This window comes from Massilia sp. NBRC 108631 (assembly GCF_059704565.1).
In genome coordinates this window covers 1-15,392 of the sequence record NZ_BAAKJE010000006.1, presented here as the reverse complement: position 1 = coordinate 15,392, position 15,392 = coordinate 1, and the positions used below count along the sequence as shown (strand labels likewise).

Sequence of the window (15,392 nt, the reverse complement as noted above, 5' to 3'; positions counted from 1 at the left end):
GTTGCCGCCGCCGATGACGGCCACTTCCTGGCCACGGTAGAAGAAGCCGTCGCAGGTGGCGCAGGCGGATACCCCGCGCCCCATGAATTCCTGTTCGGACGGCAGTCCCAGGTACTGGGCCGACGCGCCGGTGGCGATGATCAGGGTGTCGCAGGTGTATTCGGCGCTGTCGCCGATCAGGCGGATCGGCTTTTCGCTCAGCTTGGCGGTATGGATGTGGTCAAACACGATCTCGGTCTTGAAGCGCTCGGCGTGCTGCAGGAAGCGCTGCATCAGGTCCGGGCCTTGCACGCCCATCGGGTCGGCTGGCCAGTTTTCCACGTCGGTGGTGGTCATCAGCTGGCCGCCTTGTTCCACGCCGGTCACCAGCATGGGATTCAGATTGGCGCGCGCGGCGTAGATGGCGGCGCTGTAGCCGGCTGGGCCAGAGCCGAGAATCAAAACGCGGGCGTGTTTGGTAGTGGTCATGGAAGGCTTCTTCAATTAGTTGGATAAACCAAAGTTGGGGGCGGGCACGGCGATAACAATGCCGGCGAGCAAAGACAGAATTATAGTCCAAGCGGGGAAACTGGTTGAATTGGGAGGCCGCTTCCCATAGAGATGGCTTAGAATACCCACAAATGGCTAGCGCCCTCTGGTGCGCCCGCAAAAATCTTATAAAAGTATCAATGTCTAAAACGAGAGAACAGCCTGCAAAGCAGTCCGCGGCCAAGCAACAGCCGATGAAGCAGCAGCCCTTGAGCTACACCCGCACGCCCACCGAGCGCCAACCGCTGCCGAACCGGCTGGTGCGGCTGCTGTCGGAGGCGCGCTGGTTCGCGCTGGCCGCGCTGGCGCTGTACTTTCTGCTCATTATGATCAGTTTTAACAAGGCTGATCCGGGCTGGTCGCATTCCAACGTGGTGCCCAAGGTGTACAACCTGGGCGGCCGCGCAGGCGCGTGGATGAGCGATCTGATGCTCTACATCTTCGGCCTGTCCGCCTGGTGGTGGTGCGTGTGGCTGCTGCGGGCCGTGTGGAGCGGCTACCGCGGCCTGACCCGCAAGTTCGTCACCAAGGAGGCGGCCGACGACGAGCACCGCCACGAAGGCCTGATCCGCGTGGTCGGCTTCGCCTTCCTGCTGGTGGGCAGCCTGGGCCTGGAATTCCTGCGCATGTACACGCTCAAGATGCCGCTGCCGCTGGCGCCGGGCGGGGTGCTGGGCAAGCTGATCGGCCATAGCGCGCACGTGGGCCTGGGCTTCACCGGCGCCACCTTGCTGATGCTGCTGCTGTTCGGGCTCGGTTTCAGCCTGTTCTTCCACGTGTCCTGGCTGGCGGTGGCCGAGCGCATCGGCGGCTTTATCGAAGACTGCTGCGCGTGGGTGCTGCACCGTTACCAGGACCGCGAAGACCGCATCCAGGGCGAGCGCGCCACCGTGCTGCGCGAGGAAGTGGTGGTCAACGAGCGCGCCAAGCATATCGAGAAGCACGTGGAGCGGCCGGTGCGTGCCGAGCCGCGCCTAGATGGCGGCACGGCTTCGGCCGCTGCCACGGCGCCGGCGTTCGCGCCGGCCCCTGCTGCGGGCCTGGCCGGCGCCATGGGGGACGATATGCCGCGCCCGGCCGCGACCGTGGCGCCGGAGAAGTTTGCCGCGCCGGTAGCGGTGAAGATCGAACAGCAGGTCACCGCCGTGGTGCCGTCCGACCGCGCCGTCAAGGAGCGCCAGGGCGCGCTGTTCCAGGATGCCCGTCCCGGCGACCTGCCGCCGCTGTCCCTGCTGGACGATGCGCCGGTGTCGCAGGAAACCGTGGCGGTGGAAACGCTGGAGTTCACCAGCCGCCTGATCGAGAAGAAGCTGTCGGACTTCGGCGTGGAAGCGCGCGTGGTGGCGGCTTACCCCGGTCCGGTGGTGACCCGCTACGAAATTGAACCGGCAACGGGCGTGAAGGGCTCGCAGATCGTGAACCTGGCGCGCGACCTGGCCCGTTCGCTATCGCTGACCTCGATCCGCGTGGTGGAAACCATTCCCGGCAAGAACTACATGGCGCTGGAGCTGCCAAACCCCAAGCGCCAGATCGTGCGCCTGAGCGAGATCGTCGGTTCCAAGGTGTACCACGACAACGCGTCCTCGCTGACGGTGGCGCTGGGCAAGGACATCGCCGGCAAGCCGGTGGTGGCCGACCTGGCCAAGATGCCGCACTTGCTGGTGGCCGGTACCACCGGTTCCGGTAAGTCGGTGGGTATCAACGCCACCATCCTGTCGCTGCTGTACAAGTCCGATCCGGCCGACGTGCGCATGATTCTGATCGACCCGAAGATGCTGGAAATGTCGGTGTACGAGGGCATTCCGCACCTGCTGGCGCCGGTGGTGACCGACATGCGCCAGGCCGGCCACGCGCTAAACTGGGCCGTGAACGAGATGGAGCGCCGCTACAAGCTGATGTCCAAGCTGGGGGTGCGCAACCTGGCCGGCTACAACGCCAAGATCGCGGAGGCGGCCAAGCGCGAGGAACACATCCCGAACCCGTTCAGCATCACGCCGGATTCGCCGGAGCCGCTGGAGAAGCTGCCCACCATCGTCATCATCATCGACGAGCTGGCCGACCTGATGATGGTGGTCGGCAAGAAAGTGGAAGAACTGATCGCCCGTATCGCCCAGAAAGCCCGTGCCGCAGGCCTGCACTTGATTCTGGCGACCCAGCGCCCATCTGTAGACGTGATTACCGGCCTGATCAAGGCCAATATTCCGACCCGGATCGCGTTCCAGGTGTCGTCCAAGATCGACTCGCGCACCATTCTGGACCAGATGGGCGCGGAAACCCTGCTGGGCATGGGCGACATGCTGTACATGCCGCCCGGAACCGGCTTGCCGGTGCGGGTGCACGGCGCGTTCGTGTCGGACGAGGAAGTGCACCGCGTGGTGAAGCACTTGAAACAGCAGGGTGAACCGAACTATATCGAGGGCATCCTGGAAGGCGGCACGCTGGAAGGCGAGGGCGGCGCAGAGGGTGGGGCAGGCGGCGGCGAGGGCGGCGGCGAAGCCGACCCGATGTACGACCAGGCCGTGCAGGTAGTGTTGAAAAACCGCCGCGCCTCGATTTCGCTGGTGCAGCGTCACTTGCGCATCGGCTACAACCGCGCGGCGCGCCTGCTGGAGCAGATGGAACAGAGCGGCGTGGTATCGCCCATGCAGTCGAACGGCAACCGCGACATCCTGGTGCCGGCCGCCAGCGCAGAATAAAGGACACAGCATGACCCAACTGAAGAACATCGCAGCATTCGCAACCGCCTTGCTGCTGGCGGGCGCCGCCCAGGCGGCCGCGCTGGACCAGTTCAAGGCCTTCGTCGCCAGCACCAAGTCGGCGCGCGGCGAGTTCACGCAGCGCCAGGTGAAGAGCGGCAAGAGTTCCAACACCGCCAGCGGCACCTTCGAGTTCGCCCGTCCCGGCAAGTTCATCTGGACTTACCTGAAGCCCTACGACCAGCTGCTGCAGGCCGATGGCGAACAGCTCTACATCTACGACAAGGACTTGAACCAGGTCACGGTGAAGAAACTGGGCAACGCGCTGGGCTCGTCCCCCGCTGCCATCCTGTTCGGCAGCAACGACCTGGAAAAGAACTTTACGCTGTCCGAAGCGGGCACGCGCGACGGCCTGGAGTGGCTGAAGGCAGTGCCGAAGACGCAGGACACCACCTTCGAACAGATCACCATCGGCTTGCGCAACGGCACGCCGGAAGCGATGGAGCTGAAGGACAATTTCGGCTCCATGTCCGTGCTGAGCTTCAGCAAGTTCGAGAAAAACCCGCAAGTGGGCGCGGCGCACTACAAGTTCGTGATGCCCAAGGGCGTGGAAATTTCCCAGCAATAGAAGAACAACCCGGGGCACATTCGGCGTGCCGCTTGCGCGCGCGCAAACGCCGCGCGCGCCGCTGCCGCTACAGTAAAGCATGATGGACGACCTTTTCAAAACCGAACCCCGCGCGCCGCTGGCCGAAGCCCTGCGTCCCAAGACCTTGGACGAAGTGATCGGGCAGCAACACCTGCTGGGCGAGGGCAAGCCGCTGCGCCTGGCCTTCCAGGCCGGCAAGCCGCACTCGATGATATTGTGGGGCCCGCCGGGCGTCGGCAAGACCACGCTGGCGCGCCTGACCGCCAATGCCTTCGACGCCGAGTTCATCGCCCTGTCCGCCGTGTTCGCGGGTGTGAAGGATATCCGCGCCGCCATGGAGCAGGCCCAGCAGAACCTGGACCGGCTCGGCAAGCACACCCTGCTGTTCGTCGACGAGATCCACCGCTTCAACAAATCGCAGCAGGACGCCTTGCTGCCCTTCGTCGAGTCCGGCCTGGTCACCTTCATCGGCGCCACCACCGAGAATCCCAGTTTTGAAGTGAATTCGGCGCTGCTGTCGCGTGCCCAGGTCTATGTGCTGAAGTCGCTCACCGAGGACGAGATGCGGCAGTTGCTGGTCAAGGCCCAGAAGGAGGCCTTGCCGCACCTGAAGTTCGAGGACGCCGCCGCCGACACGCTGATCGGCTATGCCGACGGCGACGCGCGCCGTTTCCTGAACCTGCTGGAGCAGGCCGACAACGCCGCTTCCTCGGCCGGCATCCGGAAGATCGACGCCAAGTTCGTCGAAAACGCCATGACCTTGAACGCGCGCCGCTTCGACAAGGGCGGCGACAACTTCTACGACCAGATTTCGGCCCTGCACAAGTCCGTGCGCGGCTCCAATCCGGACGGTGCGCTGTACTGGTTCTGCCGCATGATAGACGGCGGCGCCGACCCGCGCTACCTGGCGCGCCGCATCGTGCGCATGGCCTGGGAAGACATCGGCCTGGCCGATCCGCGCGCGCTCACCATGGCCAACGACGCCGCCGCCACCTACGAACGGCTGGGCTCGCCCGAGGGCGAGCTGGCGCTGGGCCAGGCCGTGATCTACCTGGCCATCGCGGCCAAGAGCAACGCCGGCTACAACGCCTTCAACCAGGCCATGGCGTTCGTGAAGCGCGACAAGTCGCGCGAAGTGCCGGTGCACCTGCGCAACGCGCCGACCAAGCTGATGAAAGAGCTGGGCTACGGCCATGAGTACCGCTACGCCCACGATGAGCCGCATGCCTACGCGGCAGGTGAAAGCTATCTGCCGGACGGCATGGCCGAGCCCGGCTGGTACCAGCCCGTACCGCGCGGCCTGGAAAGCAAGATCGCCGACAAACTGGCCTTCCTGCGCAGCCTGGACGACGACGCGCGCAAAGGCTGAGTTGCTCCGGTGGCGCTCGAATCGCGCACTTTACCTCTCCCGAACAGGTGCTATGCTGAAGGGACAGCAGTAGCTAAATTCACCATTTCACTTGAAGGGAGGAAATTATGGCTAGCAATCTTACCCGTTTCAGCCCGTTCGGCGATATCGCCCGTTTCGATCCATTCCGCGACATAGAGCGCTTTTTCGACGAATTCGACCGCCCGTTCGGCGTGGCCGAGCAGTCGCGCAGCATGCGCATGGACGTGCATGAAACCGGCCAGGCCTACACGGTGCGGGCCGAAATGCCGGGCTACGAGAAGGAGGACATCAACGTCTCCATCGACGGCAACACGGTGACCATCCGCGCCAAGCGCGACGAGCGGCAGCAAGCGCCGCAAGAGGGCACGCCGATGCGCAGCGAGCGTTTCCATGGCGAGCAGTACCGCAGCTTCACGCTGCCGCAGGAAGTGGACGACCAGCAGGCCAGCGCCACCTGCAAGAACGGCGTGCTGGAACTGACCTTGCCCAAGAAGGTCGGCGGTCACGGCCGGCAGCTGCAGATCCAGTAAAGCGGGGCCGGCCATGGACAGGGCGAGCGATACCCACCAGTTGCGTCCGCTGGAATCGCTGCGCAGGCTGCAGGCCTGGCGCCAGGTGAAAGACTGGATGCGCGGCGCGCGCTTCCGCCGCGCCGCGCGCAACGCGGCGGCGCGCATGCGGGTGGACGTGGACGAAAACGAGCGTGAATATGTGGTGCGCGCCGACGTGCCCGGCGTGCGCAAGGAAGACCTGAACGTGCGCCTCGATGGCAGGCAGGTCGACATCAGCGCGGCCGCGTCGGAAGAGCAGGTGCACGAGCCGGGCGCTTCCGCCGTGCACAGCGAGCGCTACCTGGGCCACCAGCGCCGCATCGTCACGCTGGCCCACGAGATCGATGACGCGCGCGCCAGTGCGCAATACCGGCACGGCACGCTGGAACTGCATCTTCCCAAGCGCGGCGCCCCGTCGGGCACCCGCGTCCCGATACGCTAGAACCCGACGGCGCAGTGCGCGGCCGCCACGGGCACGCAGCCCGTGGCGGCCGGGTTCATTTCCAAGCATTAACAAGACTGTGTCATTTATGCAATACGATACGATCCGTACGCATAGATTGTATACAAAATCGGTTGACAACTTTTTCAGCACTCGGCATCATCAGTCACATAGAACGCTGCCACAGAGCCGCGTGTAAGCATCCCAGTGGAGCGTCCACCAGACCTTCCATCCCGCCTCATGTACGACCTCGCCACGATAAAAACAGACGCCACGATCTGCGCGGAGAGGCATGCCGGATAGCACCGGAAAAAGTAGTTCACGAACATAACATCAATGATGGAGACACACATGAACAACCTGCTATTCCAGGTGGACGACCGCCCACCGCTGATCACCACCACCCTGCTGGCCGCCCAGCACATGCTCGCCGCCCTGGGCGGCATCATCGCCGTGCCGCTGGTGGTGGGCGCCGTCCTGAAACTCCCCGCCGACCAGATTGTCGCCCTGATCAACGCCGCGCTGCTCGGCTCCGGCATCGTCACCATCATCCAGTGCAAGGGCGTCGGCCCGATCGGCATCCGCCTGCCGTGCGTCATGGGCACCAGCTTCGCCTTCGTCGGCGCGGCCATCAGCATCGGCCTGGAACACGGCGTGCCCGGCATCCTCGGCTCCTCGCTGGCCGGCTCGGTGGTGATGATTGTCGGCTCCTGCTTCATGCCGCAGATCCGCAAGCTGTTCCCGCACGCGGTGACCGCCGTGGTGGTCACCATGATCGGCCTGTCGCTGGTGCCGGTCGCCATCGACTGGGCCGCCGGCGGCAAAGGTTCGGGCGCGCACTACGGCGATCCGATCAACCTGGGCATCGCGCTGTTCGTGCTGGTGACGGTAATCGCGCTGGTGCAATACGGCAAAGGCATCTTCTCGGCAGCGGCCGTGGTGCTGGGCATGTTCGTCGGCTACCTGGCCTGCGTCGCCATGGGCCTGGTGGACTTCTCCTCGGTGCAGAAAGCCGCCGCGTTCTCGGTGCCGCAGCCTTTCGCCTACGGCATGACCTTCCCGATCAGCGGCATCGTCGCCATGGGCGTGGCCTACGTGGTCACCATGGTGGAAACCACCGGCACCTTCATGGCGCTGGGTTCGGCCACCAACACCAAGATGCGCGGCAAAACGCTGGCGCGCGGCGTGCTGTGCGACGGCGTGGGATCGGCCTGCGTGGCCATGCTGGGCAGCCCGCCGGTATCGACCTTCGCGCAGAACGTCGGCGTGATCTCGCTGACCGGCGTAGCCAGCCGCCACGTGGTGGCCCTGACCGGCGTGATGCTGGCGCTGGCCGGCCTGTTCCCGGTGCTGGGCGCCATCGTCGTCACCATCCCGCAACCCGTGCTGGGCGGCGCCGGGCTGATGATGTTCGCCATGATCATTGCCGCCGGCGTGCAGATGCTGAGCAATGTGGAGCACAGCAAGCGTACCGGCCTGATTATCGCCGTCTCCATCGGCTGCGGCCTGGCGGTCAGCGTGCGCCCCGAACTGCTGGTCAAGCTGCCCGCCTTCGTGCAGGAGATTTTCGGCTCCGGCATCAGCACCGCCGCCATCGTTGCGGTGACGCTAAACCTGATCCTGCCCGAGCGTCCAGTAGAAGCGAGCGAGGACGAGGAAGACGAGGTGCCCCAGCCCATGCTGGTAAAAAAGCTCGAGACGGCTTAAGCTCGTAGCCGCCAAACAGCAGTAATCCCTCCGCGCCGGTGACGACCACCCGGCGCGGTTTTGACATTGTTTCCGCAGTGCCCGCGCATTGTTTCCGCAGTGTTTAATCATTCCAAGGACTTCATAAAATGACTAAAACTCTCTTGATCAAAAATGCGCGCGTGGTGGTGACCATGGACGAACAGCGCCGCGAAATCGACAACGGCGCCATCTTCGTGCGCGACAACGTGATCGAACAGGTGGGCTTGACGGCCGACTTGCCGCAGCAGGCCGACGAAGTGATCGACGCCAGCGGCCAGGTGGTCATGCCCGGCCTGGTAAACACCCACCACCATATGTACCAAAGCCTGACGCGCGTGATCCCCACCGCGCAGAACGGCGAGTTGTTCAACTGGCTCACCAACCTGTACCCGATCTGGGCCAACCTCACCAGCGAGATGGTGCACGTATCCACGCTGACAGCCATGTCCGAGCTGATGCTGTCCGGCTGCACCACCAGCAGTGACCATCTGTATATCTATCCGAACAACTGCCGCCTGGACGACAGCATCGAAGCGGCGAAGAAGATCGGCATGCGCTTCCACGCCGCGCGCGGCTCCATGAGCGTGGGCCAGTCCAAGGGGGGGCTGCCGCCGGACCGCGTGGTGGAAGAGGAGGGCGCCATCCTGAAGGACACCCAGCGCCTGATCGAAACCTGCCACGACGCCAGCCGCTATGCGATGCAGCGCATCGTGGTGGCGCCGTGCTCGCCGTTCTCCGTGTCGCGCGACCTGATGAAGGAAGCGGCCAGCATGGCGCGCAGCTACGGCGTGTCGCTGCACACCCACCTGGCGGAGAACGTCAACGACATCGCCTACAGCCGCGAGAAGTTCAACATGACCCCTGCGCAATACGCCGAGGACTGCGGCTGGGTGGGGCACGACGTATGGCACGCGCACTGCGTGCAGCTGGACGACGACGGCGTCTACATGTTCGCCAAGACCGGCACCGGCATCGCGCACTGCCCTTGCTCCAACATGCGCCTCGCTTCGGGCATCGCGCCGATCCGCAAGATGGTGGACGCCGGCGTGCCCGTCGGCCTGGGCGTGGACGGCTGCGCGTCCAACGACGCGGGCCACATGCTGGGCGAAGTGCGGCAAGCGATGCTGCTGCAGCGGGTCGGCTTCGGCCCGGACGCCATGACCGCGCGCCAGGCGCTGGAGCTGGCCACGCTGGGCGGCGCCAAGGTGCTCAACCGCGACGACATCGGCGCGCTCAAGCCCGGCATGGCGGCCGACATCATCACCTTCAAGCTGGACCAGATCGGATTTGCCGGCGCGCTGCACGACCCGGTGGCGGCGCTGGTGTTCTGCACGCCGTCCAACGTCACGCACAGCATCATCAACGGCAAAGTGGTGGTGCGGGACGGGCTGCTGCAGACGGTGGATTTGCCGATTGTGATCGAGCGCCACAACTCGCTGGCGCACGAACTGGCGCTGGCGACCGGCGCGCGCAAGGTGGCGTAAGCGGCGGGTTGCGCCTTCGGCCAATCCGCCCTGCGGGCCCGTGCGGGGGAGGGGAATGGGGGGGATCGGCGGGGCGCGCCGAGCAAAGCGCAACGCGGCGCTACTTCAGCAGCGCCGCAACCAGATCCTTGTCCGGCGCTGCGCCGCTGCTGTCGAAGCGCAGCGCGCCCTCCACGTGCAGCAGATGCTCCAGCATCAGCTGCGCGGCCAGGTCGGCGTCGCCCGACTTGGCCGCCACCAGGAACTCCTCGTGCTCGTTCGACGAGCACACCGCATCGCGGTCCGACTGGTACAGCATGGTGATCAGCGAGCTGCGCGCCACCAGCTCGCTGAGCATCTCGTGCAGCACCTGGTTGCCCACCACGTCCGCCAGCAGCACGTGGAAGTCACCCAGCAACTGTGAGCGCACCTTGTGATCGCCCAGCGCCTCGCGCTCCATCTTTAAATGCCGCTCCAGCACCTGGTAGTCGGCGGGCTTGGCCTTGGCCACGAACTCCCGCGCCAGCGCCGCCTCCAAAATGCGGCGCGCCGCGAAGATGTCGCGCGACTCCTTCTCGCTCGGCTGGCTGACGAAGGCGCCCTTGTCCGGCACCATCTGGATCAGCTTATCTTTGGACAGGATCAGCAGCGCCGCGCGGATCTTGGTGCGGCTCACCGAGTACAGGCGCGACAAAGCTTCCTCGCGCAGCTTGGTCCCCGGCGGCAGCTTGCGCGCCGCGATGGCCTCCGCGATGTGGTTTGCGATGTCGTTCGAGCTCTCGCCACTGCTCTGTTTTTCTTCGATGGCGACGATGGACGTTTGCATGGAGCCGTAGCAGTAATCAATGCTCAATCATACATGGATGGCTATTTATTGGCTATGATTGCTACTCTTTTGACAATGGAAGGCGAGGCATGCAGCACACATTCGCGGTGGACGGCATCGATGTGCTGGTGGAAGGCGAAGGCGACGAGACCGTGCTGATGCTGCACGGCTGGCCCGACACGCACCGCCTGTGGGATGGCCAGGTGGCCGCATTGCGCCGGCAGTACCGCTGCGTGCGCTTCACGCTGCCCGGCTTCGATCTGGGCAAGCCGCGCCGCCCCTGTTCGCTGGACGACATGACCGCGCTGATCGAACGCATCGCACGCCTGGCCAGTCCGGACCGGCCGGTGATCCTGCTGCAGCACGACTGGGGCAGCATTTTCGGCACCGAGTTCGCCCAGCGCCATCGGCAACTGGTGTCGCGCATCGTCTCGGTGGATGTGGGCGACGCGCTCACGCCCGAGTACCGCGCCGGGCTGGGCCTGGGCGCCAAGCTCGCCATCGTTGGCTACCAGCTGTGGCTGGCGCTGGCCTGGCGCATCGGCGGTACCGCCGGCGACGGCATGTCGCGCATGATGGCCAAGGCCATGAAGGTGCCGGTGGACGGCGCCGCCATCGGCAGCCAGATGAACTACCCGTACTACATCACCTGGATGGGCGCCTACGGCTCGTACCGCCGCGCCGCCGCCACCATGCCGGCTTGCCCCACGCTCTACATCTATGGCCGGCGCAAGCCCTTCATGTTCCACTCGCAAGCCTGGATCGACAAGCTGAATGCCACGGCGGGCAGCCGCGCGATCGCCATGCAGACCGGCCACTGGCCGATGCACGAAGATGCGGCCGAATTCAGCGCCGCCGTGCAGCGATGGCTGGCCGGGTTTTAGCCCGGGAAATCCCCGCAGCGCGCAGGCTGCAAACCCTGGCGCAGGCGCGTCATGGATTCCGCCAGCCGCGCGTGGCCCTCGCGCAGCACGCGGTGGCGCCAGCTCTGCGCCGGTGCCGCCGCCAGCCGGATGCGGCTGCTGCCGATCGCGTCCACCAGCGTCAGGCCATCGTTCGGCACCACGAAGCGCTGGCCGGGGCGCAGCAGGAAGTCGGTGGCCTGGCCGTAAGCGGTAATCCAGGTCACGCCGGCCACGCCCTCCAGCACGCGGCCGCCCGCATCCTCCAGGCGCAGTGGGGTGTCGCTGCTCAGCGTGTATTCGGCGTAGGGCTGGGTACGGGCTTTCATGCTGCTCTCCTGGTGGCGATGATTCATGCCTCCAGCATAGCCCCGGCGTGGCGACCATAACAGATGCAACAAACCTCAATTGTGACGTATACAGCGTCGGTTCGGCTAAACTGTGCTGGTCGAAAAAACGCACCGCTGTACCTGTGCCGCGCCGCGCGCGCTCGCCACAATGGAGGGATGTCCATGCAAACCCATTTGTACGAACAGCTGGCCGACGAGCTGGGCGCCCACATCGCCGCCCGCGTGTTCGCCCCCGGCGACCGGCTGCCGTCCATCCGCCACCTGGCGCAGCAAAAGCGCCTCTCGGTCAGCACCGTGCTGCAGGCGCTGCGGCTGATGGAAGACCGCGGCCTGATCGAGGCGCGGCCGCAGGCCGGCTACTACGTGCGCCACCGCGCCCGCCTGCTGTCGTCCGTGATGGCGGACGCCGAGCAGCTGAAAGAGCCCGAATATGTCGGCATCACCAGCCTGCTGATGCGGGTGCTGAAAGAGAATGAAGCGCCCGGCATGGTGCACCTGGGCTCCGCCTGGCCGCCGGACGAGCTGCTGCCCATCAAGCGGGTGCAGAAAACCGTGGCGGCGGTGGCGCGGCGCGAGCCGGCGCTGCTGGCGCGGGTCAGCTGCTTCGAGACCAATGAACCGGCCTTCGTGCGCCAGATCATGCGGCGCGCGCTCGACTGGGGGCGGCCCGACCCGGCCGAGATCGTCGTCACCAGTTCGTGCACGGAAGCCATCAGCCTGTGCCTGCGGGCGGTTGCCAAGCCCGGCGACACCATCGCCATCGAATCGGCGACCTACTTCGTGCTGCTGCAGTTGATCGAAAGCCTGGGCATGAAAGCGCTGGAAATTCCAACCCACCCGAAAACCGGCCCCTCGATCGACGCGCTGGAGTTGGCCTTCAATGCCGGGCTGGTGCAAGCGTGCCTGTTCGTCCCCAATGCCAATAACCCGCTTGGCTGCGTCATGCCAGAGGAGAACAAGAAGCGCCTGGCCGCGCTGCTGTCCCAGCACGACGTCCCGCTGATCGAAGACGACATTTACCGCGACCTGTGCTTTGCGGCCGAGCGGCCCTGGCCCATCAAGGCCTACGACAGCACGGGGCACGTGCTATTGTGCTCATCGTTCTCCAAAGCCGTCACGCCCGCCTCGCGGGTGGGCTACGTGGTGGCGGGGCGCTGGGCGCAGGAAGTGACGCTGCTGAAGATGGTATCGAGCGGCGCCACCAGCCAATTCTTCCAGGCCGTGCTGGCTGACTTCCTCACCGGCAGCAGTTACGAACTCCAGGTGCGCAAGATGCGGCGCGCGCTGGCGCAGCGCATCTGCCGCATGTCCGACGCCGTCGCCGCCAGCTTCCCGCACGAATGCTCGATCTCCGAACCGCAAGGCGGCTTCGTGCTGTGGGTGCAAATGCCGGCCCAGGTGGACGCGTTGATGCTGCACCGGCAAGCGGTAGGGCAAGGCATCGCCTTCATGCCCGGCCAGCTCTTCTCCGCCAGCGGCAAGTTCAGCAACTGCCTGCGCCTCAACTGCGGCAACCCCTGGAGTCCGGCCGTAGAGAGCGCCATCGCCCGCCTCGGCGCCCTCGTGCACCGCGCCTCCGCCACCCCCGCCCCCCGCGCCGCCTGACACCGCTAAGCGCCTTCCTACGAGCGATCTCAGCCGCATTCCATCCACTTCGGGGTCAGACCCCGAAGTAGGGTGAAATGCGGCTGAGCCCGCTCAAGCACACGAGGCCCCGCCTCGCAGATCTTCACATTGGCCTACCGCGTCGCCTGATTTTTCCCTACACGGTTAAGCGTAGTCCTATAGGCGACATCAGCCGCATTGTCCGTACCTCGGGGTCAGACCCCGAAGTGGGGGGGGGTGCGGCTGAGACTGGCTCCGTATTTGGGCCTTTTTTTGCGTTTCATCCCCCGTTTTTTGCGCTTCATCGCACGCCCGTGGTAAGGCGGGGAGCCTTTAGGTACAGTTCAATCATCGCAGAACACAACGCAGTCCCCAACCACCAAGGAGCTTGAAATGAACGTACTGAAAAACATGGAAGTCATCTTCGCCGCCGCCGCTTCGCTGGCCCTCGTCACCAGCTACGCCACCGCCAGCGCCCCGGTTATCATGGTGCCAGCCGCCGCCGTCGCCGTTGCGGAAGCCTCGCCAGCCAAGATGCCTGTCGTGATCGTCGCGGCTAAACGCTTGACCGCAGCAGAGAAAGCCGCACTGATCTGAAAACTCAAAGGACGTGGCGTCATCTTGGTACAATTGCTCTCTTTCCGACATAGCGGCAATTCCCATGATAGACATCCAACTTCTCCGTAAAGATATCGACAACGTCGCAGCCCGCCTGGCGACGCGCAAGTTCCAGCTGGACGTGGCAGCCTTTAACGCCCTGGAAGGCGAGCGCAAAGCAATCCAGATGCGCACCGAAGAACTGCAAAGCAAGCGCAACTCGCTGTCCAAGCAGATCGGTATGCTCAAGGGCAAAGGGGAAGACACGAGCGCCGTGATGGCGGAAGTGGCTGGCCTGGGTGATGAGCTGAAGAACAACGAACAAGCCCTGACCGTGGTGCAGGCCCGGATGAGCGATTTCATGCAGGCGGTGCCCAACCTGCCGCACGAATCGGTCCCGGTAGGCACGGACGAAAGCGGCAATATCGAAGTGCGTAAAGTCGGCACGCCGCGCGCCTTCGATTTCGAAGTGAAGGACCACGTCGACGTGGGCGCGGCCCTGGGCCTGGACTTCGACACCGCCACCAAGCTGACCGGCTCGCGCTTCTCGGTCATGAAAGGCGGCATCGCCCGCCTGCACCGCGCCCTGGCGCAGTTCATGCTGAACACGCACACCGGCGAGCACGGCTACACCGAATGCTACACGCCCTACATGGTCAACGCCGACTCCCTGCGCGGCACCGGCCAACTGCCCAAATTCGAAGCCGACCTGTTCTCGGTGAAGAAAGGCGGCGCCGAAGGCGAGGGCGAGACCTTCTACCTGATTCCGACCTCCGAAGTCTCGCTGACCAACATCGTGCGCGATGAAATCCTGGCCGCCGACGCGCTGCCGGTGAAAATGACCGCCCACACCCCCTGCTTCCGCTCCGAAGCCGGCAGCTACGGCCGCGACACGCGCGGCATGATCCGCCAGCACCAGTTCGACAAAGTGGAGCTGGTCCAGGTGGTCCATCCCGATACTTCGTACGACGTGCTCGAAGAGATGGTCGGCCATGCGGAAAAGATCCTGAAAGACCTGGGCCTGCCATACCGCGTCATGAGCCTGTGCACCGGCGACATGGGCTTTGGCGCCACCAAGACCTACGACCTCGAAGTGTGGCTGCCCGCGCAGAACACCTACCGCGAGATCTCGTCCCTGTCGAACTGCGAAGCCTTCCAGGCCCGCCGCATGCAAGCGCGTTTCCGCAACGGCCAAGGCAAGCCGGAACTGCTGCACACGCTCAACGGCTCCGGCCTGGCGGTAGGCCGCACGCTGGTCGCCGTGCTGGAAAATTACCAGCAAGCGGATGGCTCCGTAGAGATCCCGGAAGTGCTTCGTCCCTACATGGGCGGAATAACTTCGCTGAAGGCATAAATAGTCCTTCCCTTTCTGCAAAGGCCTGCTATAATCTTGCCTTCTCGCAGCAGCTAGTGGGAAAACGGAGAGGTGGCAGAGTGGTCGAATGTACTTGACTCGAAATCAAGCGTAGGGGCGACCCTACCGTGGGTTCGAATCCCACCCTCTCCGCCACAACAAGCTGCTGTAGGAAAATGCCGTACCAGGAGAGGTGGCAGAGTGGTCGAATGTACTTGACTCGAAATCAAGCGTAGGGGCGACCCTACCGTGGGTTCGAATCCCACCCTCTCCGCCAGAACAAAGTAAAAAGCCTCCCCTGCGGGAGGCTT

14 protein-coding genes and 2 tRNA genes are annotated in these 15,392 nt (G+C 64.7%); 13 read left to right on the top strand and 3 right to left on the bottom strand.

Annotated elements, in window-relative coordinates:
• The coding region (locus AC6H42_RS00465) for an FAD-dependent oxidoreductase (protein WP_497547125.1) at nt 1–468 on the bottom strand (468 nt) is incomplete at its 3' end.
• Nucleotides 469–722: 254 nt separating this feature from the next.
• Between AC6H42_RS00465 and AC6H42_RS00460 the strand changes: the two genes are divergently transcribed.
• The 7 genes from AC6H42_RS00460 to AC6H42_RS00430 all read left to right on the top strand — a co-directional run bounded on the left by AC6H42_RS00460 (nt 723) and on the right by AC6H42_RS00430 (nt 9,468).
• Entirely contained in the window at nt 723–3,224 is a 2,502-nt protein-coding gene (locus AC6H42_RS00460; RefSeq protein WP_057155684.1) for a DNA translocase FtsK, read from the top strand.
• 10 nt (nt 3,225–3,234) lie between these two features.
• Nucleotides 3,235–3,852: an outer membrane lipoprotein chaperone LolA gene (gene lolA / locus AC6H42_RS00455; RefSeq protein ID WP_057155683.1), complete on the top strand. Its 618-nt coding sequence runs from the start codon at nt 3,235–3,237 to the stop codon at nt 3,850–3,852.
• Between the two features lie 82 nt (nt 3,853–3,934).
• Complete coding sequence (locus AC6H42_RS00450) at nt 3,935–5,242, top strand: replication-associated recombination protein A (RefSeq protein WP_057156081.1); 1,308 nt, start codon at nt 3,935–3,937, stop codon at nt 5,240–5,242.
• 107 nt (nt 5,243–5,349) lie between these two features.
• Entirely contained in the window at nt 5,350–5,793 is a 444-nt protein-coding gene (locus AC6H42_RS00445; protein ID WP_057155682.1) for an Hsp20/alpha crystallin family protein, read from the top strand.
• A gap of 13 nt (nt 5,794–5,806) precedes the next feature.
• Nucleotides 5,807–6,256 carry an Hsp20/alpha crystallin family protein gene (locus tag AC6H42_RS00440; RefSeq protein ID WP_057155681.1) on the top strand — a complete coding sequence of 150 codons (450 nt, stop codon included), beginning with the start codon at nt 5,807–5,809 and terminating at the stop codon, nt 6,254–6,256.
• A 351-nt stretch (nt 6,257–6,607) separates the two neighbouring features.
• Nucleotides 6,608–7,963 carry a uracil-xanthine permease family protein gene (locus AC6H42_RS00435; protein WP_057155679.1) on the top strand — a complete coding sequence of 452 codons (1,356 nt, stop codon included), beginning with the start codon at nt 6,608–6,610 and terminating at the stop codon, nt 7,961–7,963.
• A gap of 128 nt (nt 7,964–8,091) precedes the next feature.
• On the top strand, nt 8,092–9,468 hold the full coding sequence (locus AC6H42_RS00430) for an 8-oxoguanine deaminase (protein ID WP_497547124.1): 1,377 nt from the start codon (nt 8,092–8,094) through the stop codon (nt 9,466–9,468).
• Nucleotides 9,469–9,568: 100 nt separating this feature from the next.
• Here AC6H42_RS00430 and AC6H42_RS00425 read toward each other — a convergent pair whose 3' ends face one another.
• Nucleotides 9,569–10,273, bottom strand: coding sequence for a GntR family transcriptional regulator (locus tag AC6H42_RS00425; RefSeq protein WP_057156080.1), 705 nt, complete (start codon nt 10,271–10,273; stop codon nt 9,569–9,571).
• An 89-nt stretch (nt 10,274–10,362) separates the two neighbouring features.
• Here AC6H42_RS00425 and AC6H42_RS00420 point away from each other — a divergent pair, with 89 nt between their 5' ends.
• On the top strand, nt 10,363–11,157 hold the full coding sequence (locus tag AC6H42_RS00420) for an alpha/beta fold hydrolase (RefSeq protein ID WP_057155677.1): 795 nt from the start codon (nt 10,363–10,365) through the stop codon (nt 11,155–11,157).
• On the opposite strand, the gene AC6H42_RS00415 is transcribed toward AC6H42_RS00420, so the two are convergent.
• On the bottom strand, nt 11,154–11,504 hold the full coding sequence (locus AC6H42_RS00415) for a DUF2917 domain-containing protein (RefSeq protein WP_057155676.1): 351 nt from the start codon (nt 11,502–11,504) through the stop codon (nt 11,154–11,156). The two genes, AC6H42_RS00420 and AC6H42_RS00415, sit on opposite strands and share 4 nt — an antisense overlap.
• Nucleotides 11,505–11,687: 183 nt before the next feature.
• On the opposite strand from AC6H42_RS00415, the gene AC6H42_RS00410 reads away from it, so the two are divergent.
• From AC6H42_RS00410 to AC6H42_RS00390, 5 genes are all read left to right on the top strand, one after another.
• A complete protein-coding gene (locus tag AC6H42_RS00410; RefSeq protein WP_229418185.1) occupies nt 11,688–13,130 on the top strand; it encodes an aminotransferase-like domain-containing protein in 1,443 nt (480 codons plus the stop codon).
• A 393-nt stretch (nt 13,131–13,523) separates the two neighbouring features.
• On the top strand, nt 13,524–13,727 hold the full coding sequence (locus tag AC6H42_RS00405) for a hypothetical protein (RefSeq protein ID WP_057155674.1): 204 nt from the start codon (nt 13,524–13,526) through the stop codon (nt 13,725–13,727).
• Nucleotides 13,728–13,791: 64 nt separating this feature from the next.
• Nucleotides 13,792–15,081, top strand: a complete 1,290-nt coding sequence (serS, locus tag AC6H42_RS00400) for a serine--tRNA ligase (protein ID WP_057155673.1) — start codon at nt 13,792–13,794, stop codon at nt 15,079–15,081.
• Nucleotides 15,082–15,147: 66 nt separating this feature from the next.
• A tRNA-Ser gene (locus AC6H42_RS00395) sits at nt 15,148–15,237 on the top strand.
• Nucleotides 15,238–15,268: 31 nt separating this feature from the next.
• Nucleotides 15,269–15,358 (top strand) — tRNA-Ser (locus AC6H42_RS00390).
• Nucleotides 15,359–15,392 lie beyond the last annotated feature (34 nt).